This window comes from Streptomyces sp. WY228, assembly GCF_019287315.1.
GTDB lineage: Bacteria > Actinomycetota > Actinomycetes > Streptomycetales > Streptomycetaceae > Streptomyces > Streptomyces caviscabies.
This window is the reverse complement of sequence record NZ_CP079114.1, coordinates 8050943-8070065: the sequence shown is the minus strand read 5'-3', so window position 1 is coordinate 8070065 and position 19123 is coordinate 8050943. Positions and strand designations below refer to the sequence as shown.

Genomic DNA, 19123 nt, shown 5'->3' with positions numbered 1-19123 from the left:
TCCTCGGTCAGCGTGCGTCGGCTTCGAGCGCCACGAGGCGGCGCGACGCGGCGCGTGCGGACCGGGGGCGGCTGAAGGTGTTCCTCCACGGGTCATCGGCGATCCGGTCGGGCATCGACGCGATCGTGAAGCTGCGGGCGTGGGTACGGCGGTCCTCGGCCTCGGACCAGCTGAGGGGCGCGGCTACCGGTGCGCCGGGGCGGGCGCGCACGGCGTACGGCGCCACTGCGGTCTGGGCATAGGCGTTGCGCTGAACGTCGAGGTAGAGGCGTCCGCCGCGGGCCTCCTTGCGAGGTGCGGTGGTGAGCGCGTCGGGGGCGCGAGAGGCCAGGAGGTCGGCGATCCGGCGTGCGAGGTCGCGTACCTCGTCGAAGTCCGCCCGGCGGTCCAGCGGTACGACGACGTGCAGGCCGCGCGATCCCGTGGTCATCACGGCCGAAGGCAGCTTCAGCTCGTCGAGCAGGTCGCGAAGGCTGAGGGCTGCCGTGCGGACGGCGCCGAAGTCGTCGTCCGACGGATCGAGGTCGAACACCATCCGGTCGGGGTGGTGCGGCCGGTCCGCCCGGGAGAGGAAGCGGTGCGGGGTGACGCACGCCTGTCCGGCGAGGTACACGAGCGCCGCGGGCTCGTCGCACACCGCGTAGGTGACCGTGCCGTCGGCCTTGGGCAGTTGGACCCGATGGAACCAGTCCGGGAAATGGTCGGGGACGTCCTTCTGCATGAAGGACTGCCCCTCGATGCCCTCGGGGTGCCGCTCCATCATGAGCGGCCGCCCACGCAGCTGGGGCACCATCGCGGCGGCGGCGAGGCGGTAGTACTCCGCCAGGTCCGATTTGGTGATCCCGTCGGCCGGGAACAACACCTTGTCGGGACGGGTGACGACCACCGTGCGACGGCCCACGCGGATACGCTCGTCCGCACTCATGCGGTTTCCACCCCCGGTTCACCGGTGACGTCCAGCTGCTCCAGGGGCCGGGTCGCCGGCCCCTGGAGCACCGCGCCGTCGGTGGCGAACCGGGATCCGTGGCACGGGCACTCCCAGGTCGTTTCCGCCTCGTTGAAGGACACCAGGCAGCCGAGGTGGGTGCAACGGGCGGACACAGCCCGCAGCGTCCCGTCCTGGCTCCGGTGGACGGCGCAGCGCCGCCCTTTGACCCGGACGACCGCCCCGGTACCCGGCGGAATCTCGTCGACCGAGTCGACGTGCGTCACGCGCATCCGGTCGCCCACGAAGTGCTTGGCCACGTCGGCCTGCTGCTGCAGGAGCGCGGGGGCCTCGCGCACAACGTCCGCGATACGCCTCGGGTCGTACAGCTCTGCCCATTCCGGACGCGCGCCGGAGTCGGTGATCAGGGAAGTGAGCAGGCGACCGGTGAGAACGCCGCCCGTCATCCCCCAGCCTCCGAAGCCGGTCGCCACATACGTATGCCGGGCCCCGACATGGAAGGGGCCGATGAGAGGCACCGTATCGCTGGGGTCGTTGTCCTGTGCCGCCCAGCGATACGCGGTGGGGCCCACCGGGAAGCATTCCCGCATCCAGGCGTCGAGACGCTCGAAGCCCTCCTGCGGATCGCCCGTTCCGGGCGTGAAGCTCTCCCCGGTGACGACCAGCAGGCGCTGGCCCTCGTCGAGCGGCGCGGTACGCACCGAACGCTTTCCCTCGTCCTCGGTGATGTACATGCCCCGCGGGGCCTCGTCGGCGGCGACCGGGGCGGCCACCACCAGCTCCCGCCGGGGCGACAGCCGAGCGAAGAGCATGGCGCGGTCGAAGACGGGGTAGTGCGTGGCGATGACCACGTCGCGGGCGACCACCTGTCGCCCGTCCTCCGTGGTCAGCCGGCACGGCTGCCCCTCGGAAAGGCCGGTGACCTGGGTGCGTTCGTGGATGAGGCCGCCCCGCTCCAGCAGGTCATCGGCCAGCGCCGAGAGGTATTTACGCGGGTGGAACTGGGCCTGTCCGTCGAGCCGGACCGCGCCGCCGGCCGGGAAGGGAAGCTCCGTCCGGGTGACGAACGAGACGTCCAGACCCGCATCGGCAGCCGCCCGGGCCTCTGCCTCCACGGCATCCCGCGAAGCGGGCCCGGCCGCGTAGGAGTAGGCGCTCACCCGTTCCAGGTCGCAGTCGATGTCCAGTTCGCCGGCGATCGCCACCAGTCGCTCCACCGCGTCCAGCTGCGACCTTGCGTAGAGCCGTGCCGCCTCGGCGCCCCGGGTCCGCCGCAGGCGAGCGTAGACGAGCGAGTGCAACGCCGACACCTTGGCCGTGGTGTAGCCGGTGACCCCGGAGGCGATGCGGTCGGCCTCCAGCACGGCGACGCTCCGGCCTGCCCGGGCCAGCTCCCATGCCGTGCTCAGGCCGGCGATGCCGCCGCCCACCACGGCGACGTCCACCTCGATGTCCTCGGTGAGGCGCGGGTGATCAGGAAAAGGCGCGGTCTCCATCCAGTAGGACTCTTCGAGCCCCGAGAAGGAACGGGGGACGGCCATGATGTGTTCTCCCCACGTAGGGTGCGCAAGCCGTTCTGCTGTCGCCGGGTACCACGGCGGCCGAGCACCAAACGCCACCCTGTCCGGGGCCGGGCGGCGATGGGGTCATGGCACCGGTGTTTGGTACGGAGCCTCCCGGGGACCCGGAGGGTGCACTGAATCACCGGTAGGGAGTGATCGCGATGTCGAACCCGCAGCAGCCGGAACAGCGGCGCAGCGACAAGGGCGGGGCAACGCCGCAGGACAGCGCCGAGATGAAGGCACGACAGCCGGAGACACCCCGAGGGCCCGGAGCCCGCGCGCACGGGACGGACAAGGACGGCAGCAAGGGCGGGGGCCCCGGTGGCGGAGTTCCGCCGGAGGAGCGTCCGGACCACCCGTAGCGGCTCAGGCGGGGTGCTGGTCTTCCGTACTGCGGTCGGCCGGGGGTACGGCGAAGCCGCTGACGACGAATCCGCTGCGCGGGGCCGTCGGGATGCGCTCCAGCGGAATCCGCAGGTCCTGCTCGGGAACCTCGTACGCCGACCGCGCCAGGAACCGGGCGACCGTGGCCAGCACGGAGACAGTCACGTCCTCCCCGGGGCAGCGGTGGCCGTCCACCGGGCCGCCGCCCTGCGGGACCAGCGCGTCGGCGGGGGCGGGGCCGGACAGGAAGCGCGACGGGTCGAAGCGATAGGGCTCGGGCCACAGGTCCGGGTCGTGATCGAGTCCGTACAGGTCCAGCAGCACCATCGTGCCGGGGGCGATGGTGCGCCCGGCCCACTCCAGCCGCTCGGCCGCCAGGCCCCCCACAAAGGGGGCGAACGGATAGAAGCGGCGCACTTCCTGGGCGAACGCCCACCCGTAGCCGGGCCCATCGGCCGCCAAGGCCGACCGGTGTCCGGGGTGGCGGTGCAGCGCGTGAGCGGCGAACACGGCGAACCAGGTGATCGCCACGGTCGGCCGCAGCACGTTCAGCACTTCGACCGCTGCGGTGTGCGGCGTGAGCAGGGCTCCGCCCGCGTCCTTGTGTGCCGCCACGGTCCGGAACACCGTGGAGCCTGGCCCGTCCTCCCCGGGGCCTGGCTCGGCGCGTACGGCCTCCACCAGCGGGGTCAGCCGCTCTTCCTGGCGTCGGCGCGCCCGGCGGGCTCGGAGGTGGCGGGGGCCGACGGTGGCGAATCCGTCGACCATGGCGATCAGGTCGCGCGCGGTGTACCGCAGCTCGTCCGCGGCCAGGGGGACGCCGGCCCAGGTGTGTACGGCGCGGGTGAGCACCTTAGCCAGCGCGTCGAAGAGCACGACACGCTGGTGGCCGGACCATTCCGCCCCCGCCCGTTCCAGTTCTCTGTCCACCTGATCGGCGAGTTCCCGCACCGCCGACGGGTCCTTGAGCAGCTCTGTGAACAGCGCCTTGCGTACCCGGTGGCGCTCGCCGTCCAACGTGTGCACGGCCCCCTGGCCGAAGAGTGTGTCGATCACCGGTTGCGGCAGGGCGTCCTGGCGGTGGATGTGCTGTTCGTCGTAGAAGAACCGCACGGCGGCCGGACCGTGCAGGGCGATGGCCTTCTTGCCAAGGAGGCGGGTGCGGACAGGCGCTCCGCCGCTGCGGCGCCTGCGGTCCGGCAGCCAGGCGTAGCCCTGGATAAGAAGCGGGAGCGTGCTGTCGACCATTGGGGATCCTCCTCGGGGTGGCGCTTCACGGTCGCGGGTACGGGTGTGGGCTCGGCCGGTCGCGAGGTCAGGGGCGACGCCAGGCGACCACGGAGGCGACTCCGCGGGCGTCGCCGGGACGCCCCGGTGGGTCAGGGGGGCGGGCCCACGCGGGCCGTGCTGCGGGTACCGCGGCCGCCCGGTGTCAAACGTGCTGTTCACCGGCTTGGGCATCGCCGTCGGGCGTGAGGTCCTCCAGCAGGGCGTGGCAGTCGGCGATCAGGCTGCCGAGAACGGCTCCGGCGTCGGGGCCTTGGCTGCGCAGGTGTTCCTTCACAGCGGCAAGGGCCTGCCGGGCGTCGGCCAGAGCGGAGTCCCGCCGGTCGCGCTGCTCCTGGTCCGCGCCGTCCGCCATGAGGGACTCGTACGCCTCGCACACCTCCGCCGCCGCCGACAGGAGACGGCCGTGTTCGTGCCGGGCACGGCCCCACGGGCGGGGCAGCCCCCGGTCCTCGGATGCGGTCTCCCAGAGCGTGAGGGTGAGGGCGAGCAGCCGGTTCGCCACTCGGGCCCAGACGATGTCCCAGTCGGTCGACGGAGCGGGCGTCCAGCGGCGGAGGCGGCGGCCGGGGTTGAGCCGGGAGCTTTCGGAGTCCCACCCCCGTCCGACGTACAGCTCCGACAGCGCGGCCAGCAGGTCCTTCGCGCTGCGGTGCCACTGTTCGGCCCGCGAAGCGTCATAGTCCTCCACGCCGTCGGCCAGGTCCCGCAGCAGGTGTGCGCTGTCGCGCGGCAGTGCGGACGCCAGCCTGCTGACGTGAAGGGAGTGGACCGGCGGCAGCACGAGGGCGTTCACGGCGATGCCCACGGCGGCCCCCACCAGGGTCTCCAGGAGCCGGTGCCCGACGGCCGGCCAGGAGTAGGAGCCGTACGCGAGGACGAAAAGCGCGGTGGTCGACGCGTACAGGCCCTGCCCGCCGACGGGGGCCAGATTGCCGAGCAACGTCGTGAGCGGGAGAGCGACGACCACGGCGATCATCGTGTTGCCGGTGGACGCGGCGGCACCGGCGGCGAGCAGCGTACCGGCCGCGATCATGAGGACGATCTGGACGGCGGTCCGCACGGACCTGTAGACGGTCCCCTGGACCAGCGCGACAGCCGCCCAGGGCGCCATCAGGGCCATGGGCGCCTCCAGCCACCACCCGGTCAGGGCCCAGGCGATGATGGCAGCGATGGCCGCCTTCAGGGACTGCACCACCTGATAGCGATCCGGACAGTGCAGACCAGGTGCGAGGCGGGCGAGTGCGGCCTTCATGAGCGGGGAGGGACGGGTGATGACGGGTGCGGCACGCTGTTCCCTCCGGCGGTTGACAGGGGGTGGTCCGGGCGGTGGCGTTCACGCTGCCTCGTGCAGGGCGTCCTGGCGCAGTCGCTCGCACGACTGGTGGAGCAGGCGTGAGACGTGCATCTGGGAGAGGCCCAGGCGCTCGGCGATGGATTGCTGAGACATGTCGCCGAAGAAGCGCAGGTAGAGGATCAGCCGTTCTCGCTCGGCAAGCTTGCGCAGGCCCGGCTTCACGGCCTCACGATCGACGGCGATGTCCAAGGCACTGTCACAGGCGCCGAGCCGTTCGGCCAGGGGCATTCCGCCCTCCATGCCCGCCGGTTCGGCGTCGAGGGAGAGCGCGCTGTAGCTCCCCAGCGCTTCCATTCCCAGCCGCACGTCTTCCTCGCTCAGTCCGGCCGCGGCGGCAATCTGGGCATGCGTGGGCGACTGAGGCCCGCCCTCCGCCTGGATCAGGTCGCGTCGGGTCGCCCGTACCCGGTTGCGCAGGTCCTGGATGCGGCGCGGTACATGTACGTCCCACGTGCAATCGCGGAAGTGCCGTTTCAGCTCACCGGTGACGGTCGGAACCGCGTACGTCTCGAACGCATCGGAGCGCTGGGGGTCGTAGCGCTCCACCGCCTTGACCAGGCCCATGGCGGCGACCTGCCGCAGATCGTCCATTGCCTCCCCCCGGTCGCGGAACCGTGAGGCGATCCGATGAGCCATCGGCAGCCACGCGCAGACCAGTTCACTGCGCAGCCTCTCCCGCTCGCGCCCCGGCGGCAGTTCCCGCAGCCTCCGGAATCCCTGCGTCGAGGGCGATTCGTCCTTGCACGAGCGCCGTCCGGGGCCGGATGCAGCCTGCATACGCGATCACTCCTCGTCGACGATGCGTTGGACCGCCGTCGGAGTGCAGGGCGCCGTCGCTCAGGGCCGCCCGCGACTCCCACGGGCGCGCCTCCTGTCCGAAGCACGTGGGCTCGCATGCCCGTGCGCACAGTGCGTAAACACCTCAGTCCCAGTAAACCTGGCAGGTGCGGCGTCGGCAGCCGGAGACGAGCGGGAGCGTGTCTCAGTCGAAATAGGACTCCAACCCACCGCCCCGTCTGATGTCGAGGGTCGCGCAGTGGAAGGAGCCCCCGAAGGGCGCGTAGTGCAGCAGATCGCAGGGGACCGGGTCGAATCCCCATTTCTCCAGTGCTCGCAGCATGGTGGTGTGGTGCCGCTCCGCGATGACACGTTTTTCGTCGATCATGAGAACGTTCATGCTGAGCCACTTTCCGCACAGGGAAGTGATGCGCAACAGGGGATCGCGGATGGGGTCCGGCGGGGGCGCGATCAGAATGTCCCACGTTCTCAGGATGTCGGGCAGACGGTCCACGTCGATGTATTCGGGGTTGACGAGAGCCTTTCCCGGGGCGAGGAGCATAAAAGTGGTGTCGATGTGCATGGGTGTACGGCATCGACTCTCGATCTCGTGAACGCGGTATTTCGGACCGAGGTGACGTCTCACCCATTCGATGCCCAGGCCATTGGTCACATTACTGCGCGTGACGAACAGATCGCGGCCTGCCCGGACGAAATCAGCGGCATCGAACACGGGCTCGAACTCGGTCAGGATGTAGCGCATGGGCTCGCCGGGCCGGGGGGTCCGGTAGTCGGGGTCGTACAGCGCGTCGGTGAGCTGGGGCCTCGGCGCGGCGGTCCAGCGGGCGCCCCTGCGGAAATAGCCCTTGAGCAGTGCGCGGTAGGAGTGGGTCTCGAAGTATCTGCACGGCCAGGCCATCGGGGTTTCGATGATCTCGTCGCCGATCACCAGCATGCTGTCCCGCGGGCAGGTGTTGCAGAATCCGCGGGACGACCAGTCGGGGGTCGAGAAGCGCCGCCGGTGGTCGACGGCATCGGGCCGGGTGACCGTGATGCCGAGGGACTGGAGAAGGGCGACGAATCGATCGAGTTCCTCCTGGGCCGGTCCGACCATGGCCCGCGGGTATCTCAGACCTGCGGCGAGCTGCTGAAACCGGGCGGCCCACGGCGGTACGTTGCAGGAGACGACCGGGTGCCGTGAGGGGGTGGTGGCACCGTCGAGCCGGCCGACGAGAACTTCCTCGAGCGGGTCCCATTCGTTGTGGGAACCGACCGGTGAGTGACGGCTTTCCGCGCTCCCGCGGGCGCTGTCCTCGTTCTCCGCTTCGGACGGATCACTCATGTGTCCACACCCATGCATCCGACGTGGCGCGGGGACGCCCCCAGGGATTCCTGGACCTGGGCACTCGTCCCGCCGCCGGTGGCACGGACGCTGTGCGGGCGAGCGGGCGCGGAAGCCGTGTTCGTCGGAGCGGGAGAGTGCTGCCCGTCGCTTCTCTCCACCAGTCTCACCGCCGCGGTGGCGGTCTTGAACAGCGGCTGCTTGGACACCGGGTCCCAGTCGGTGACCGTTGTCTCGTTCGCCGCCCGGCCCTCCACCGTGCTGTCGGGTCCGCAACCGGAGGCGGTGTCCCAGTAGCCGTAGTGGAACGGCATGAAGAGCATCCCCCGACGGATGTCGGTGACGCGCACGCGGGCCCTGACGGTGCCACGCGAGCTGGTGATCTCGACGAGGTCACCCTCGGACAGTTCGCGCTCCCCCGCGTCGTACGAGGACATCTCCACCCACACATCCGGTGCGGCGGCGTTCAGTTGGGGTGCCCGGCCCGTTTTGGTCCGGGTGTGGAAGTGATAGAGGGTGCGGCCGGTGCTCAGCTGAAACGGAAACTCGTGGCTCGGCATCTCGCGCGGCGGAAGGTACGGGGCTGCCTTGAGCATCGCCCGGCCGGCCGGATTGGCTGCCCGGTACTCCTCCTTCGACACCGGGGCGCCGGTGACGAGGTCCTTCCCGTACGACTCGCAGGTGTCGGGGGCGGCCCACGTCACTCCCTGGCCGTAGAGCCGGTCGGTGCCTTCGGGGGCATCGTCGTTGCAGGGCCACTGGATTCCGCTGCCGCCGCGCAGTTTCTCGTAGGTGAGTCCGGTGTAGTCGCACGGCCGCCCCGCGCTGCAGCGCTTCCACGCGTCGAACGCCGATTCCGAATCGTGCCAGGTGATCAGAGGGGCGTCGTCCTTGTCCCGGAAATTCATCCGCCGTGCGTAGTCGAGGAAGATCTGGAGGTCCGGCCTCGCCTCTCCGGGCGGGTCGACGGCCTTGTGGGACAGGTGCACGGTGCGGTCGGCGTTGGTGAGCGCCCCCGTTTTCTCGCCCCAGGTCGCGGCCGGCAGGACGACGTCGGCGAGCTGTGCGGTCTCGGTGAGGAAGAGGTCCTGGACCACGACGAACAGACGGTCCTGCGAGAGGATGGAACGGATGCGCGAAAGCTCGGGCAGCGAGACCGCCGGGTTCGTGCCGCTGATCCACAGCATGCGGATCGAGCCCTGCTCGGCGTAGCGGAACATCTGCATGGCGTGGGTGGGCGGTTCGTGGTGAGCGATGGTCTCAGGTTCGACGTTCCACACCCGCGCGAGGTCGGCCACGTGGTCGTCGTTCTGCCAGTTCCGGAAGCCCGGAAGGTCGCCGTTGGCGCCGCACTCGCGTGTGTTCTGGGCCGTCGGCTGCCCGTTCATCTGGAGGACGCCGGCCCCGGGCCGGCCGAGCATGCCCCGAATCAGGTGGAGGTTGTTGATCTGTACGGCCGCGCCGGTGGCCTGGTGGGACTGGTAGACGCCCTGGAGCACGGTGGACAGGAGTCGGTCGGCGGTGCCGAGCAGCTCGGCCGCCTCACCAATGCGCGAGGCGGGGATGTCACAGATGGCGGACGCCCACGCGGGGGTGCACGGCTCGACCGCTCCCGCCAACTCCGCGAAGCCGACCGTATGGGCTTCGATGAAGCGGTGGTCGACTCGGCCGGTACGGATGATCTCGCGCAACAGAGCGTTGAGCAGGGCGACGTTCGTACCGCCACGTGGAGCGAGGTGAACGGTCGCGCGCCGGGCGACGCGCGTCGGGCGGGGGTCGACGCACAGCAGACGCGGAGGGTCGGAGCCGTCGAGCCTGTCGAGGACCCGCATCCACTGCACGGGTTGCGTCTCGGCGAGGTTGTGACCGTACAGGGCGATGACGTCCGCGTGGTCGATGTCGTCGTAGCTGCCGGGCTGGCCGTCGCAGCCGAAGGACTCCTTGAGGGCTTCGGCCGCCGTGGAGGTGCACAGGCGTGTGTTGCCGTCCAGATGGTTGGTGCCGACGCCGGCACGGGCCAGCACCGAGAGGGTGTAGTACTCCTCCAGGAACAGCTGCCCCGATGTGTAGAAGCCCATCGAACCGGGACCGTGCTCGTCGAGGAGTCCCTGCGAACGCTCGACGATCGCCTCCATGGCGGTGTCCCAGTCGCACTCGGTCAACCGCCCGGCACGGCGTACGAGGGGCCGCGTCAGCCGGTCGCGTGAGGCGTTGGCCTGCCAACCGAACAGGTCCTTCGGACCGAGCCGCCCCCGGTTCACGCGGTCCGCAGCTCTGCCCCGTACGCCGACCATCGCGCCGTCCCTGACGGCCACGTCCATCGCGTCACCGTCGGAGTGCAGGATCGAGGCGGTCTGGACCCACTGTTCGACGTCCACCGGTGCCACACCCTCGGCGAGGAACGTATCGACCCGTACGGGCCAGGGCTCGTCACGTCCGTACGGGGTGCGGCTGCCCCACGGCTTCGCGATCCGGTCCACCGACGTGCTCATAGGTCGTCCTCACATTGCCTCAGCAGTGGCGTCCCGGCGGGTCGGGCCGGGGCCGAAGTGCGAAGAAGCGCCCTTCGGCGGGCACGGCGACCCGGGTGCCCACAACCGGCCGGTTCTAACACCGGGGCGCGGCGGGATTCTCTGGCGGTCGGTGTGCGTTTGATCCGAGCGTCCGGGGAACCCGGAGGCGCTCGCGCCGGAGCGTACGCCGAGCCCTTCACCCCACCGGTCCAGTCGACCGTCCCCGGGCCACCGAGTGGGGGAACGCGGATCGCCCCGACGTAGGCACCGCCGTACGGTGCGAGGCATGGCCCCCGCCGATCACGGACCAGGGGGATGTGGGCATGACCGAACAAGGAGCTCATCGTGGCCGAGCCACTGGCCCACCCCCGTCCGGGCGGAACGCCGCTCCGAACGCGCGGCACGCGCCGCGGCGTGGAAGCGGCCGAGCCCCAAGGGTCCGGCCCGGCGTCCGAGTCCGCGGACACCATTCGCGTCGCGTCGGTCCCGGCCAACCACGTCTATGTTCGTCATCTGTCCCCGCCCGAGGGCGGCCGGGTGACACGATTGGCCGATCCCCGCCCCTGCGGCGCTCCGAGCGGTTCCCAGCAGTGGTGGCCGCCGGTCATGCTCGACCCGGGGTGGGTGGACGAACACGCCAACACCTTCGACGTGTTCCACCTGCACTTCGGCTTCGACGCCCAGACTCCGGCGGCCTTGAGCGAACTCCTCGCGGCCCTGCGCAGGAACGGGAAGCCGCTGGTCTACACCGTCCATGACCTGGCCAACCCTCACCATCTCGACGAGGGCGAGCACCGGGCGCAGTTGGACGTGCTCGTCGCCGGTGCGGACCGGCTGATCACCCTCACCCCGGGCGCCGCACAGGAGATCGCCGCACGGTGGGGTCGCGCCGCGACCGTCCTTCCCCATCCGCATGTGGTCGAGCCCGAGGGGCTGCTCCGCCCCCGGCCCCGGCACGACGCGTTCACGGTCGGGCTCCACGCCAAGAGCATTCGCCCCAACATGGATCCTCTGCCGGTGGTCCGGGTGCTCGCGGACGTACTGCCCGAACTCCCCGGCGCGGTGCTCCGCGTCGACTGCCACCCGGATGTCGACGACCCCGAAAGCCACTGGTACGCGCCCGGAGTGCTCGACGAACTGCGCGGGATGAGCCTCGAGGGGCGGCTGGAGCTCAGCGTGCACGACTACTTCGACGACGACGCGCTGTGGGACTACCTGATCGGCCTTGACGTGTCCGTGCTGCCCTACCGGTTCGGGACCCATTCGGGCTGGCTGGAGGCGTGCCACGACCTGGGCACCACCGTCGTCGCGCCATCCTGCGGGTTCTACGCCCAGCAGCGCCCGTGCCTCATCTACGGACACGACCGGCAGGGCTTGGACCCGGCGTCCCTGCGCGATGCCGTGCGAACGGCCTACCAGGAGCGTCCCGCCTGGCGGGCGGACCCGGTGGAGCGAGGTGCCGAGCGCTTCCGGATCGCCCGGGCCCACGAGACGCTCTACCAAGAACTCCTGTGACCGGCGGCCGGCACACCCCCTTGCCGCCATCGGGGGCGCCGCTGCGCATCGCCCTGATCGCCTCCGCTCGGCACCCGATCACCGAGCCGTTCGCCGGCGGTCTGGAAGCGCACACCTGGACGCTCTCCACGGCCCTGCGGGCGCGCGGCCACGAGGTCACCGTCTTCGCGGGGCCCGGCTCCGATCCCGGGCTGGGGGTGGTCGAGTTGCCTCTGCGTCCGGCTCAGTTCAGTGAGAGCGCCTGCCGGGACACGAGCATGGTGGCCGCGCCGTGGCTGGAGGAGCATCACGCCTATCTCCAGCTGATGCTCGAACTGGCGCGTGGGCCTTCGCGGTACGACCTCGTGCACAACAACAGCCTGAACTACCTGCCCGTGGCGATGGCCCCCGGGCTCCCTGTCCCGGTCGTCACCACGCTGCACACTCCGCCCACCCCCTGGATCGAATCGGCCATCCAGATCGCGCCCCACTGCCCGGTGCGCTTCAGCGCGGTCAGCGCCCACACCGCCGTTGCCTGGCGGCACGTCGTCCCCGCGGCCACCGTCGTACACAACGGTATCGACACCCGGCGCTGGAAGCCCGGCCCCGGCGGCGACGACCTGGTCTGGTCTGGTCGGGGCGGATCGTCCCGGAGAAGGGCACGCACCTGGCGATCGAGGCCGCGGAGCTGTCCGGCCGGAGGCTGCGGATCGCGGGGCCGGTGGGCGACGCCGACTACTTCGAGGCGTACGTCCGGCCCCGGCTCGGCCGCACCATCACGTACGAGGGCCATCTCCACCAACCGGATCTGTGCGCGCTGGTCGGTTCCTCGGCGGCCGCCGTCGTCACCCCGTGCTGGGACGAACCGTACGGGCTGGTGGTGGCGGAGGCGCTGGCCTGCGGTACACCGGTCTGCGGTTTCGCCCGGGGCGCTCTGCCGGAGATCGTCACGCCCGCGTGCGGCCGCCTCGTGGAGCCCGGCGACAGTACAGCGCTCGCGAAGGCCGTAGAGCCCACGATCGGCCTCTCCCGTCACGACGCCCGCCGGCACGCGGAAGCCTCCTGCTCCATGGACGTCATGACGGCCCGTTACGAACGGTTCTACCGGTCGGTGTCGGCATGATCGGCTACTACGTACACCATCAGGGCAACGGCCATCTCCACCGCGCCCGGTCCATCGCGGCGCATTGCCCCCTCACGGTGACCGGGCTCTCCTCGCTCCCCGCGCCCGCCGACTGGCCCGGCGCCTGGGTACGCCTGCCGAGGGACGACAACGGCGACCCGACCGTGTTCGGAGACGTGACCGCGGGCGGGCGTCTGCACTGGGCGCCGGTCCTGCACGCCGGGCTCCGGGGGCGCATGGCACGGATCGCCGAGTGGATCGCGGCGACGTCACCGGCGCTCCTGGTGTCCGACGTCTCCGTCGAAGTCGCCCTGCTGGCCAGGCTTCTGGGAACCCCGACCGCGGTCGTGGCCATGCGCGGCGAGCGCACGGACGCGCCGCACCGCACGGCCTACGACCTGGCGAAACTGCTCCTCGCCCCGTGGCCGTCGACGCTGCCGGAGCCCGGCTGGCCGAGGCACTGGCGGGCCAAGACGGTGCACACAGGAGCGTTCTCCCGGTTCGACGGCCGCTCCCCCGCACCGGCGGACGAGCCGACGGACGGGACGCGGCGGGTCCTCCTGCTCATGGGCTCGGGCGGCCGCGACATCTCCGCCGCCGAGGTCGCCGCGGCACGGACCGCCAGCCCCGGCTGGCGGTGGGCCACCCTGGGCGGGCCTGACGGGCGATGGTCGGCGGATCCCTGGCCCGCACTGTGCGCGGCGGACGTCGTGGTCACCCATGCCGGCCAGAACGCCCTCGCCGAATGCGCCGCGGCACGGCGCCCCACGGTGGTAGTGCCGCAGGAGCGTCCCTTCGGCGAGCAGGCGGCCACGGGACGCGCCCTCACGCGTGGCCGACTGGCCGTCGTCGCGCCCCGGTGGCCGGACGCCGACGACTGGGCCGGTCTCCTCGAACAGGCTCACGCCCACGGCGGAGACCGCTGGTCGCACTGGGCACCCGGTGACGGCGCAACCCAGGCGGCCCGCGCCCTGGCCGACGCCGCGTACGAGCGAAGGACTCTGTGATGCACACTGCCGTGATCACCCCGGCCGCCGGGCGACACCAGCACCTGACGCTCCAGCACCGCGGCCTCGCGGCCGGCTCGCGCGCCCCTGATCAGTACGTGGTCGTCGCGATGGACGACCCGGAACTCCGTGCGGTCGTGGGCGGTCGCGAGCCTGTCGCGACGGTCGTCGACTGCCCCGTGACGAACGGGAACCTGCCCCTGGCCCGCGCCCGCAACCTCGGCGCGGCCCGGGCAGTGGAGTACGGCGCCGACCTGCTGGTCTTCCTGGACGTCGACTGCGTACCCGGCGAACATCTGCTGGAACGCTACCGGCAGGCCGCCCTCGACAGCGAGTACCGGCGCTCCCTGCTCTGCGGCACCGTCTCCTACCTGCCGCCCCCGGCCCCGTACGGCTACCGGCTCAACGAGCTGGGCGGGCTCGCCGAGCCCCACCCCGGTCGGCCCGCTCCGGCGCCCGGGGAGCTCCGCCGAAGCGGGGACCACAGGCTGTTCTGGTCCCTGTCCTTCGCCGTGACGGCGGAGACCTGGCACGCCGTCGGCGGCTTCTGCGAGGAGTACGAGGGGTACGGCGGCGAGGACACCGACTACGGCCAACGGGCCCGCGTCGCCGACGTTCCGCTCACCTGGGTAGGCGGCGCCCCGGCCTTCCATCAGTACCACCCCGTCTCCGAACCTCCGGTGGCGCATCTGCATGACATTTTGCGCAACGCCGAGACCTTCCACCGCCGTTGGGGCTGGTGGCCGATGACCGACTGGCTGGAGGCGTTCGCCGAGCGCGGACTCGCCCACCGGGACCCGGCCACCGGCCGCTGGTCCCTCGGCCCGGAACCCGAACACCCGCACGACAACGCCGGGTGACACCCGCAACGCATTGAGGAGAGAACGTTTCATGAGCGAGAAGAAGAACCCCGTGAAGGCCACGGCCGACAAGGTGGTCGAGGCGGTCCAGGACACCGTCGCCCCCGGGAACGAGATCCCTGGCGCGCCGGGACCGGTGCCGCCGCCGGTGGACGAGCCGATCGATCCTACCGGCCCCCTGCCGCCCAAGTCGGACCAGCGTGGCCCGGACACGTACAGCCCGACCGGCCAGGAAACCGGGATCCCCCAGAAGGAAGTCGCGCAGGACGGCGAGTATCTGACCACTGCCCAAGGGGCCCGGCTGTACGACACCGACCATTCGCTGAAGGCGGGACCGCGAGGCCCGGTGCTGCTGCAGGATCACCACCTGCGAGAGAAGATCACCCACTTCGACCACGAGCGGATCCCGGAGCGCGTCGTTCACGCCCGGGGCGCGGCCGCACACGGGGTGTTCCGTGCCTACGGCACAGCGGCCTCCGTGTCCAAGGCCGCGTTCCTGGCGAAGGACGTGGAAACCCCGGTGTTCGTCCGCTTCTCCACCGTTCTCGGTTCCCGCGGTTCTGCGGACACCGTGCGCGACACCCGGGGCTTCGCAACGAAGTTCTACACCGAGGAGGGCGTCTTCGACCTGGTCGGAAACAACATCCCGGTGTTCTTCATCCAGGACGCGATCAAGTTCCCCGACGTCATCCACGCCGGCAAGCCGCACCCCGACCGGGAGATCCCGCAGGCGCAGAGTGCCCATGACACGTTCTGGGACTTCGTCACCCTCCACACCGAGGCCACGCACCACACGCTGTGGAACATGTCCGACCGGGGCATCCCGCGTTCCTACCGGATGATGGAGGGCTTCGGCGTCCACACCTTCCGCCTCGTCGACGCGGAGGGCGCGAGCACGCTGGTGAAGTTCCACTGGAAGCCCAAGCTGGGCGTCCACTCCCTGGTCTGGGAAGAAGCGCAGATCGCCGCCGGAGTCGACCCCGACTTCCACCGCCGGGACCTGGCGGACGCGATCGAGGCGGGGGCCTTTCCGCAATGGGAGCTGGGCATCCAGACGTTTCCGGACACCCCGGAGCAGAATTTCGCTGGGATCGACCTGCTCGACCCGACGAAGATCGTGCCCGAGGAGATGGCGCCGGTCCAGCCGATCGGTCTGCTCACCCTGAACGCGAACCCGTCGAACTACTTCGCCGAGACCGAACAGGTCGCGTTCCACCTCGGCCACCTCGTCCCCGGCATTGATGTCACCGACGACCCACTGCTCCAGGGGCGCCTGTTCTCGTACCTCGATACCCAGCTCACCCGGCTCGGCGGCCCCAACTTCGGCCAGCTGCCGATCAACCGCACCCATGCGCCGGTCAACGACATGCTGCGCGACGGCATGCACCAGACCGCAGTCCACCGCGGCGTCGGCCCCTACCGGCCCAACTCCCTCGACGGCGGCTGCCCCTTCGCCGCCGGTGAAGACGCCGGCGCGTTCGTCGAAGTGCCCGCCAAGGTGGCCGCGAGCGTCAAGGAACGCAAGGCGCCCGCGTCCTTCGACGACCACTTCAGCCAGCCGCGCTTGTTCTGGCTCAGCATGACTCCCCCCGAGCGCGAACATATTATCGCCGCCTACACCTTCGAGCTCGGCAAGTGCTACGAGCAGGCGATCAAGGAACGGGCACTGACCGTACTGGCCAACGTCGACAGCGAGCTCTGCGCCCAGGTCGCCGCCGGTCTCGGCCTTCCGACCCCGGCCGGCGAGGCCCGGCTCACCGACCCTGCACCCAGCGCCGCGCTCTCCCAACTCGGGCAGACCTGGCCACTGGACGGTCGGATCGTCGGCATCGTCGCCGACGCGAACGCGGACCTGGACGGCGTCAGGACCGTACAGCGAGCACTCCTGGACGCCGGGATGGTCCCCCTCGTCATCGCCCCGGCGGGTGGCACCATCGGACCGGACGACGACCCCGTCACCGTTCAGCGCACCTTCACCACCGCGCGCTCGATCGAATTCGACGCCCTCGTCCTCGCCGGCGCCCCGGCTCCCGGCGGGGACGGCTACGGAGCCCGTGATGCCAAGGCGGGCGACGCCCAGCCCTCCAGCACCGACCCCAGGCTGCTGTTGCTCCTCAACGAAGCGTTCCGCCACGGCAAGGCCATCGGTCACTGGGAGGACGCGGACGCAGTCCTGACCCAGGCCGCCATCCCCAACGACGCACCCGGCGTGGTAAGTGCCGGCTCCGCGACCGGCGTCCTCGACCAAGTCCTGCAGCTGCTGGAATCTCACCGCGTCTGGGACCGCTTCCCCACCACGGTCTGAACCACAGCGCCCGAGCTGGCATGTCCATGCGCGACTCCGGTTACCCGCATTCGCCCCACCCAAGCAGCAGACCACAGAGCTCTCCCGGAGAGCGCACCCCAGGTCTCCGCAGGACGATGAAACGTGCGGTACCGGCGATCACTCCTCGCCGGTACCGCGCGGCGGCAGCGGTCGAAATTTGGGCACTGTCCGGCGGATCATGAGCGGAGCCACAAGAGGACTGGCTGAGGGCGCGCCACATTCTGCTGTGCCACTGCGTGGAGACGTCCAGGTGCAGCGCTGCGGTCCAGAAGGCCGCTGCGCGGGCAACGTCTGTGCCACCCAGGACAGGAAATCCGATTCTCAGCATGGCTCCAGGTCCTGGCAGTCGGTGCCCTGCATCGCTTTGCCGACCCAGTGCGTGTCCGCTCCGGGCACCAGCGAGAAACCGACGTCACTTCAGGCCCTGGAACACGTCCGCGCTCACCTTGTGCGCACTGTCCTCGTTGAGACGACAGCCATGGCCGTGACCTTGCCGTACGTGTGCGGGCGGCCCTCGTCGTCGGGATCGGAGGACTCGGCATTGAGGCGCTCCAGGACCCGCTGGCAGACGCTGGACGGGTGGCCGAGCCAGATGGGCGTTGCGATCAGCAGGATGTCGGCGGCCAGGGCCTTGTACCGCAGTGTCGGCCAGGCGTCGCCGTCGCCCATGTCCACACCGCTCCACGGGCGGACATCATGGTCGGCGCCCCGGACGGTTTCTCCCTCTACGTCATGGCCGGCGAACTCAGCCATGTCCCGCTCGGTGGGTACTTCTTGTTGGCCTGAGGGAGCGAAGGTTTGGCCCATCACGGGTGTTCCCCCGGTACGGCGTTGGTCGGGATTGGAGCTGACGGGGCGGTTGTCGGGGTCCTCGGTGCAGACGCGGATGGTTTGGAGGGAGCGGTCGGGCGTGGTCGGGTACGTTCATGCCGACTTCGACGCCGGTCAGGGGACGAGCAGGGTCTTGATCATGCCGTCGGCCTTCTTCTGGAACGTCTCGTAAGCCTTTGGGCCCTCTTCCAGTGGCAGGTGGTGGGTGGCAAAGGAGTCCACGCCCAGCGGGTCGTCGTCGGTGAGCAGGGGCAGCAGGTCATCCACCCATCGCTTGACGTTGGCCTGCCCCATGCGGAGCTGGATCTGCTTGTCGAACATGGTGAGCAGGGGCATGGGGTCAGCGCTGCCGCCGTACACGCCGGAGACGGAGATCGTGCCGCCGCGGCGCACCAAGTCGATCGCCGTGTGCAGCGCGGCGAGACGGTCGATGCCCGCGGTTTCCATCATGCGCTGGGCCATCGCGTCGGGGAGAAGTCCGACCGCCGTGTGCGCCGCCTTGGCCACGGGGGAGCCGTGGGCCTCCATGCCCACGGCGTCGATCACCGCGTCCGTGCCGCGTCCGTCGGTGAGGTCGCGGACGGCTTCCCCGAGGTTCTTGTCGTAGCGGCGCAGGTCGAGGCAGGTCGCCCCGTACCTGCTCGCCCGGTCGAGGCGTTCGGGGACCAGGTCCACGCCGATGACGAGGTCGGCGCCCCGATGGCGGGCGATCCGGGCGGCCATGGCCCCGATCGGGCCGAGGCCCAGGACAGTCACGCTGCCGCCGGGCGGGATGTCCGCGTACTCCACGGCCTGCCAGGCGGTGGGCAGCACGTCGGAGAGATACACGAATCGGTCATCCGAGGGCCCGTGTGGGACCTTGATGGGCAAGTCGTTGCCGAAGGGGACCCGCAGGTACTCCGCCTGCCCTCCGGGCACCTGCCCGTAGAGCTTGGTGTACCCGAACAGGGATGCACCGGTGCCTCGCTCGCGTACCTGGGTGGTCTCGCACTGCGAGTGCAGTCCCTGCCCGCACATGTAGCAGTGACCGCAGGACACGTTGAAGGGGATCACGACCCGGTCCCCCGGAGCGACGGCGGTCACCTCGCGGCCGACCTCCTCGACGACGCCCATGGGTTCGTGGCCCAGAATGTCGCCCGGATCGAGGTAGGGCCCGAGGACCTCGTAGAGATGCAGATCGGAGCCACAGATCCCGGTGGACGTGATCTTGACGATGATGTCCGTCGAATCCTGGATCCGCGGATCCGGGACCGTCTCCACCCGGACATCCCGCCTTCCCTGGTAGGTCAGTGCGCGCACGGTCCCGCTCCCTTC

At 70.5% G+C, this 19123-nt stretch carries 14 protein-coding genes and 2 pseudogenes; 7 read left to right on the top strand and 9 right to left on the bottom strand.

Annotation, left to right across the window (positions count from 1 at the left end; all coding sequences use genetic code 11):
- Positions 1–7: 7 nt before the first annotated feature.
- A complete protein-coding gene (gene ligD / locus KV381_RS35220) occupies positions 8–925 on the bottom strand; it encodes a non-homologous end-joining DNA ligase (RefSeq protein WP_030627956.1) in 918 nt (305 codons plus the stop codon).
- Positions 922–2487, bottom strand: a complete 1566-nt coding sequence (locus tag KV381_RS35215; protein WP_218787075.1) for an FAD-dependent oxidoreductase — start codon at positions 2485–2487, stop codon at positions 922–924. The genes ligD and KV381_RS35215 overlap by 4 nt, the downstream gene beginning before the upstream one ends.
- 182 nt (positions 2488–2669) lie before the next feature.
- On the opposite strand from KV381_RS35215, the gene KV381_RS35210 reads away from it, so the two are divergent.
- The gene (locus KV381_RS35210) at positions 2670–2870 is read left to right on the top strand and encodes a hypothetical protein (RefSeq protein WP_078611228.1); all 201 of its coding nucleotides are present in this window, start codon (positions 2670–2672) and stop codon (positions 2868–2870) included.
- 4 nt (positions 2871–2874) lie between these two features.
- Here KV381_RS35210 and KV381_RS35205 read toward each other — a convergent pair whose 3' ends face one another.
- The 5 genes from KV381_RS35205 to KV381_RS35185 all read right to left on the bottom strand — a co-directional run bounded on the left by KV381_RS35205 (position 2875) and on the right by KV381_RS35185 (position 10147).
- Positions 2875–4140 carry a cytochrome P450 gene (locus KV381_RS35205; protein WP_218787074.1) on the bottom strand — a complete coding sequence of 422 codons (1266 nt, stop codon included), beginning with the start codon at positions 4138–4140 and terminating at the stop codon, positions 2875–2877.
- A gap of 184 nt (positions 4141–4324) precedes the next feature.
- Complete coding sequence (locus KV381_RS35200; RefSeq protein WP_032786706.1) at positions 4325–5434, bottom strand: aromatic acid exporter family protein; 1110 nt, start codon at positions 5432–5434, stop codon at positions 4325–4327.
- Between the two features lie 81 nt (positions 5435–5515).
- Positions 5516–6313, bottom strand: coding sequence for a SigB/SigF/SigG family RNA polymerase sigma factor (locus tag KV381_RS35195; RefSeq protein WP_030627967.1), 798 nt, complete (start codon positions 6311–6313; stop codon positions 5516–5518).
- Positions 6314–6518: 205 nt separating this feature from the next.
- Complete coding sequence (locus KV381_RS35190; RefSeq protein WP_030627970.1) at positions 6519–7655, bottom strand: amidinotransferase; 1137 nt, start codon at positions 7653–7655, stop codon at positions 6519–6521.
- Positions 7652–10147, bottom strand: coding sequence for a molybdopterin oxidoreductase family protein (locus tag KV381_RS35185; protein ID WP_030627973.1), 2496 nt, complete (start codon positions 10145–10147; stop codon positions 7652–7654). Before KV381_RS35185 ends, KV381_RS35190 begins: the two co-directional genes overlap by 4 nt.
- A gap of 366 nt (positions 10148–10513) precedes the next feature.
- Here KV381_RS35185 and KV381_RS35180 point away from each other — a divergent pair, with 366 nt between their 5' ends.
- The 6 genes and pseudogenes from KV381_RS35180 to KV381_RS35160 all read left to right on the top strand — a co-directional run bounded on the left by KV381_RS35180 (position 10514) and on the right by KV381_RS35160 (position 16957).
- Positions 10514–11683: a glycosyltransferase gene (locus KV381_RS35180; protein WP_247595019.1), complete on the top strand. Its 1170-nt coding sequence runs from the start codon at positions 10514–10516 to the stop codon at positions 11681–11683.
- Positions 11680–12195 (top strand): annotated as a pseudogene (locus KV381_RS37165) (glycosyltransferase); the annotation flags it as partial. The gene KV381_RS35180 and the pseudogene KV381_RS37165, both read left to right, overlap by 4 nt.
- On the top strand, positions 12120–12785 hold the full coding sequence (locus KV381_RS35175; protein ID WP_373461224.1) for a glycosyltransferase: 666 nt from the start codon (positions 12120–12122) through the stop codon (positions 12783–12785). The pseudogene KV381_RS37165 and the gene KV381_RS35175, both read left to right, overlap by 76 nt.
- Positions 12782–13792: a glycosyltransferase gene (locus tag KV381_RS35170; protein ID WP_030627980.1), complete on the top strand. Its 1011-nt coding sequence runs from the start codon at positions 12782–12784 to the stop codon at positions 13790–13792. The genes KV381_RS35175 and KV381_RS35170 overlap by 4 nt, the downstream gene beginning before the upstream one ends.
- Complete coding sequence (locus tag KV381_RS35165) at positions 13792–14652, top strand: glycosyltransferase family 2 protein (protein WP_030084805.1); 861 nt, start codon at positions 13792–13794, stop codon at positions 14650–14652. The genes KV381_RS35170 and KV381_RS35165 overlap by 1 nt, the downstream gene beginning before the upstream one ends.
- A 31-nt stretch (positions 14653–14683) precedes the next feature.
- Positions 14684–16957, top strand: coding sequence for a catalase (locus tag KV381_RS35160; RefSeq protein ID WP_030627983.1), 2274 nt, complete (start codon positions 14684–14686; stop codon positions 16955–16957).
- Positions 16958–17308: 351 nt separating this feature from the next.
- Here KV381_RS35160 and KV381_RS35155 read toward each other — a convergent pair.
- Together KV381_RS35155 and KV381_RS35150 are read right to left on the bottom strand one after the other, a co-directional pair.
- A pseudogene (locus KV381_RS35155) lies at positions 17309–17785 on the bottom strand (flavodoxin family protein); the annotation flags it as partial.
- 138 nt (positions 17786–17923) lie between these two features.
- Positions 17924–19108 (bottom strand): alcohol dehydrogenase catalytic domain-containing protein, encoded by a 1185-nt coding sequence (locus KV381_RS35150; RefSeq protein WP_030627985.1) that lies wholly within the window; start codon positions 19106–19108, stop codon positions 17924–17926.
- Positions 19109–19123 lie beyond the last annotated feature (15 nt).